This window comes from Streptomyces roseicoloratus, assembly GCF_004117935.1.
GTDB classification, from domain to species: Bacteria; Actinomycetota; Actinomycetes; order Streptomycetales; family Streptomycetaceae; genus Streptomyces; species Streptomyces roseicoloratus.
This window is the reverse complement of record NZ_SDOY01000104.1, coordinates 1-3492: the sequence shown is the minus strand read 5'-3', so window position 1 is coordinate 3492 and position 3492 is coordinate 1. Positions and strand designations below refer to the sequence as shown.

Sequence of the window (3492 nt, the reverse complement as noted above, 5' to 3'; positions counted from 1 at the left end):
TCGAAAACCCATCTACCAGGGGCTTCACCCGTCTGTCAGCCCAACCGCCCCTCCTGGCCGACAGGTTGGAAAGAGCTCAGTGGTCCGCAGGTGGCGTGAACGGCTCGACCCCTCAGCTCAGGCCGGGGTCCCAGCCCACGTCACCGTGCTCTTCCCGTTCCTCGACGAGAGCCGGATAGATGCGCGCGTCTACTCCGCTCTCGCGGACGTGCTGGGCAGCCACCAGGCCTTTGACCTGCGGTTCAAAAAATGCGGACGGCTCCCGGAAGTGCTGTATCTCGTTCCCGAGCCTGACACGCCGTTGCGGCAGCTCACGGAGGCGATCGCTGAACGTTGGCCTGAGGCCCCGCCGTATGGCGGCCGGTTTGCCGAGATCGTGCCGCACCTGACCATCGCTCAAGGTCAGGAAGACGCCGTCTTGCAGGAGATTGAGGCCGACCTCGCAAGCAGGCTCCCGTTCACGTCCCACGTCGCGTCGGTTGAACTGATGGTGCACGACGGCGTGAAGTGGCAGGAACAGGGGTCGTTCGCACTCGGAGAATGAAGCAGGTCATGAGGCTTGGCTGGTCCGCTGCCCCTTGGGCAGCGGACCAGCAGGGGGATCCAGTCAGCCGGCTGCAGCGTGCTCGGCGCGGGCTCGCGTGCTGGCGAGACGGTAGGAATCGGTGCCCTGCGGAGGGCCTGCGCGACCCACAACTACGAACGCGGCGTCGATCTCGTAGCGATCCAGCAGATGCTCGGACACTGGACGGTCAGCTCGACCATGCGTTATGTCAGCCCTTCCGCGACCTTCATCGAGGACGCCTATCAGCAAGCAGTGGCCCGCACTCTGGCGGAGCTGACCGGGAAGGACAGCAGAGCATGAAGATCCGATGGCGGCTGCGAATGGCAGCCGCTCAGCGGGAGGTCTGGACCGGGACCGAGCTCCGGCGACTGCGGGCGGAGAAAGTCGGCCTGGAGTTGTCCTCCGCGTCGGTGTCCGCGCTGTTCACCAAAGAACCGTCGCAGGTGAAGATGACCACCCTGGCCGCGTTGTGCACCGCGTTGGAGTGCAACCCAAACGACCTGATCGACGTCGACACTACCCCCGTCGAACGGCCCACCGCCCTACCCCGGCCCGTCACCGACATCCCGAAGACCGCCGCCTCCGCCCGGGGCCGATCGATGCCGCCTCTGTGACCGGTGGTCATCGCGATGGGCAAGAAGCAACGCGACTGCATCATGTGCGGAGCCCCCGTTGGCTATCCCGATCGCCAGCACTGCTGCTGGTGCTGGCTCCGCCTGAAGGAACAGGCAGCCAAGATGGCATGCCCGACCTGCGGCAAGGACCGCGTACTCCAAGTGGACACCGGCTGCTGCATCACCTGCTCGCGCGTCTGCGAACAGTGCGGTCATCCCGTCCGTGCGGCAAGCAGTCGGCTATGCGGGGTCTGTCGGCGAAGGGCCGATAGACTCGCCGCCCAGCAGCCCTGCCCCCACTGCGGCAGACCGGGATTTCTCCGCGAGGAGACCGGCTGGTGCGGCCACTGCTCTCGGCCCCGGCAAGCCAAGCAGCCGCCCCGGACCTGCCGCGAGTGCGGGCAGGACCGGCGGCATGCCGGCCTGGGTCTGTGCTCGGCCTGCTGGCAAAAGCACCCCGGCCGCCCCTTCATCCGCGGCGAACACCTCCGCGACCAGCTCGCGAACCCGCCCGCATGGCTCGACGACTTCGTCGCGCATGTCGCGTCCCGCTTCTGCGTGTCCCGGGCCTGCGGCCTGGTCACCGACCTCGGCCGACTCCTGCAGGACGAGCACTCCAACTCGCCCCAAGCCCTGCTGGAACGGTCCCGCCGCCCCGGACGATCGATGGGCCCTTTCGCCCGAGCCCTCGAGAACTTCTTCACCCATCGCGGCCTGGCCCTGCCCACTAACCAGGTTGAACGACTCGCTGCCGGGCGCCGCAAGCGTCGCATCGACGCCGTCCCCGACTCCCTCAGAGCGGCTGTCGCCGCCTTCGACGCCTCCCGCATGCGGGCCCAGGACCGGGCCCGCCGAGCCGGCACCCGGCCCCGCAGCCATCACACTCTGGAGACAGCCCTGGGTATCCTCCGCGACCTGGCCCTCTTCCTCACGGAGCACCGCGGCAAGGACGACTGGGCCCTGGCCGACGTGCACGACATCGAAGCCTTCCTGGCCACCTTGCCCAAGGCCCGCAAGCGCCGTCCTGCGGCAGTTCTTCCGTTTCGCTCGCTCGCAGCACATCGTTCTGGTCGACCCGGCACGGACTCTGACAGCGAAGGAGTCGAACGGCTTCCGCGGCAGAACACTCACCCTCGACCAGCAGCGTGAGCTCTTCCGCCGCTGGACTACCGACGAACGCGTTCACCCGCACGAGGCCCTGATGGGCATGCTCGCTCTGCTGCACGGTGCCTCCAGCTCCAAGGTCCGGATGCTGCAGGTCACCGACCTCGACCCGGTGTCTCAGACCGCCCAGCTCGGCAAGCGGCCCCACCCTGTTCCCTTGGACCCCGCCTCGTGGACGGTGGTGCAGCGGTGTCTGGCTCACCGCGAGGCATGGCCAACGGCCAACCTGCACGTGATGATCACCAAAGGAACAAAAGCCGGGCGAAGCCCGGCCTCAACCGCCTATCTCTCCCACGTTCTTGACGACTGCGGATTCCCGCCCCGAATGATCCGCAGCACCCGCCTACTCGACCTGGTGAACACGATGGACCCCAAGCTCGTCGCCGCCACCTTCGGTATGGACCCACAGGCCACTGTGATCTATCTCTCCGATCGCATCGACGAGACCCGCTTGTCGCAGTGGGAGACGGACAGAACCTGATCAGAGTACGTAGGGGTAGAGACTGACCCTCTCGCGCTCGATGAACAGCTCGACCCACGTCTTGGCGGCATCCTCGGGCAGCGGAACAGCGAGATCCAGCAGGATCAGACTGCCGTCCAAGTCCAGCACGGCGGCGCCATCCTCTGTGGGGTTCAGACGTCCTCGCAGGACAACGCAGTGAGCTCTTTCCAACCTGTCGGCCAGGAGGGGCGGTTGGGCTGACAGACGGGTGAAGCCCCTGGTAGATGGGTTTTCGACTAAGAAATCCGTCTCCACCAGAGGCTTCGTGTGCTTGTCTACCCGTCGGGCGTCGACGTGTCCAGCTCCGCCCTGCGCTTCCTGTCCGCCAAGCTCCGTCAGCGCCGCCGGGAGCTCGGTACCCGCTGGCGGCGCCTGAGTGCCGGCCGGCAGGCGCTGCTCACTCTTGCCCATCTCCGCAACGGCCACCCGTATGCCCAGCTGGCGGCCGGGTTCGGCATCGGGACGACGACCGCGTACCGGTACATCACCGAGGCCGTCGAGGTCCTGGCCGCTCTCGCGCCGACTCTCGCGGAGGCGGTCCGGGCCGCATCGTCGAAGGCGTTCGTGCTGCTGGACGGGACCTTGCTGCCGATCGACCGGATCGCCGCGGACCAGCCCTACTACTCGGGGAAGCACAAGAGGCACGG

The 3492-nt window shown here is 67.1% G+C and carries 7 protein-coding genes; 6 read left to right on the top strand and 1 reads right to left on the bottom strand.

What is annotated here, in order from left to right; all coding sequences use genetic code 11:
• Positions 1 to 79 precede the first annotated feature (79 nt).
• The 5 genes from ESG85_RS11735 (at position 80) to ESG85_RS35465 (ending at position 2824) form a co-directional block, all read left to right on the top strand.
• On the top strand, positions 80 to 544 hold the full coding sequence (locus tag ESG85_RS11735) for a 2'-5' RNA ligase family protein (protein WP_128978232.1): 465 nt from the start codon (positions 80 to 82) through the stop codon (positions 542 to 544).
• Between the two features lie 78 nt (positions 545 to 622).
• On the top strand, positions 623 to 865 hold the full coding sequence (locus ESG85_RS36590; RefSeq protein ID WP_281288025.1) for a tyrosine-type recombinase/integrase: 243 nt from the start codon (positions 623 to 625) through the stop codon (positions 863 to 865).
• Positions 862 to 1179 (top strand): helix-turn-helix domain-containing protein, encoded by a 318-nt coding sequence (locus ESG85_RS11725; RefSeq protein WP_128978230.1) that lies wholly within the window; start codon positions 862 to 864, stop codon positions 1177 to 1179. Before ESG85_RS36590 ends, ESG85_RS11725 begins: the two co-directional genes overlap by 4 nt.
• 3 nt (positions 1180 to 1182) lie before the next feature.
• A complete protein-coding gene (locus ESG85_RS11720; RefSeq protein ID WP_219825181.1) occupies positions 1183 to 2328 on the top strand; it encodes a site-specific integrase in 1146 nt (381 codons plus the stop codon).
• Between the two features lie 52 nt (positions 2329 to 2380).
• A complete protein-coding gene (locus ESG85_RS35465; protein WP_246094945.1) occupies positions 2381 to 2824 on the top strand; it encodes a hypothetical protein in 444 nt (147 codons plus the stop codon).
• Here the strand turns inward: ESG85_RS35465 and ESG85_RS36585 are convergent, their stop codons facing one another.
• Positions 2825 to 2953 carry a hypothetical protein gene (locus ESG85_RS36585; protein WP_281288024.1) on the bottom strand — a complete coding sequence of 43 codons (129 nt, stop codon included), beginning with the start codon at positions 2951 to 2953 and terminating at the stop codon, positions 2825 to 2827.
• 159 nt (positions 2954 to 3112) lie between these two features.
• Here ESG85_RS36585 and ESG85_RS11715 point away from each other — a divergent pair.
• Positions 3113 to 3492, top strand: a 380-nt coding sequence (locus ESG85_RS11715; protein ID WP_164986195.1) for a transposase family protein, incomplete at its 3' end; no start/stop codon positions are given.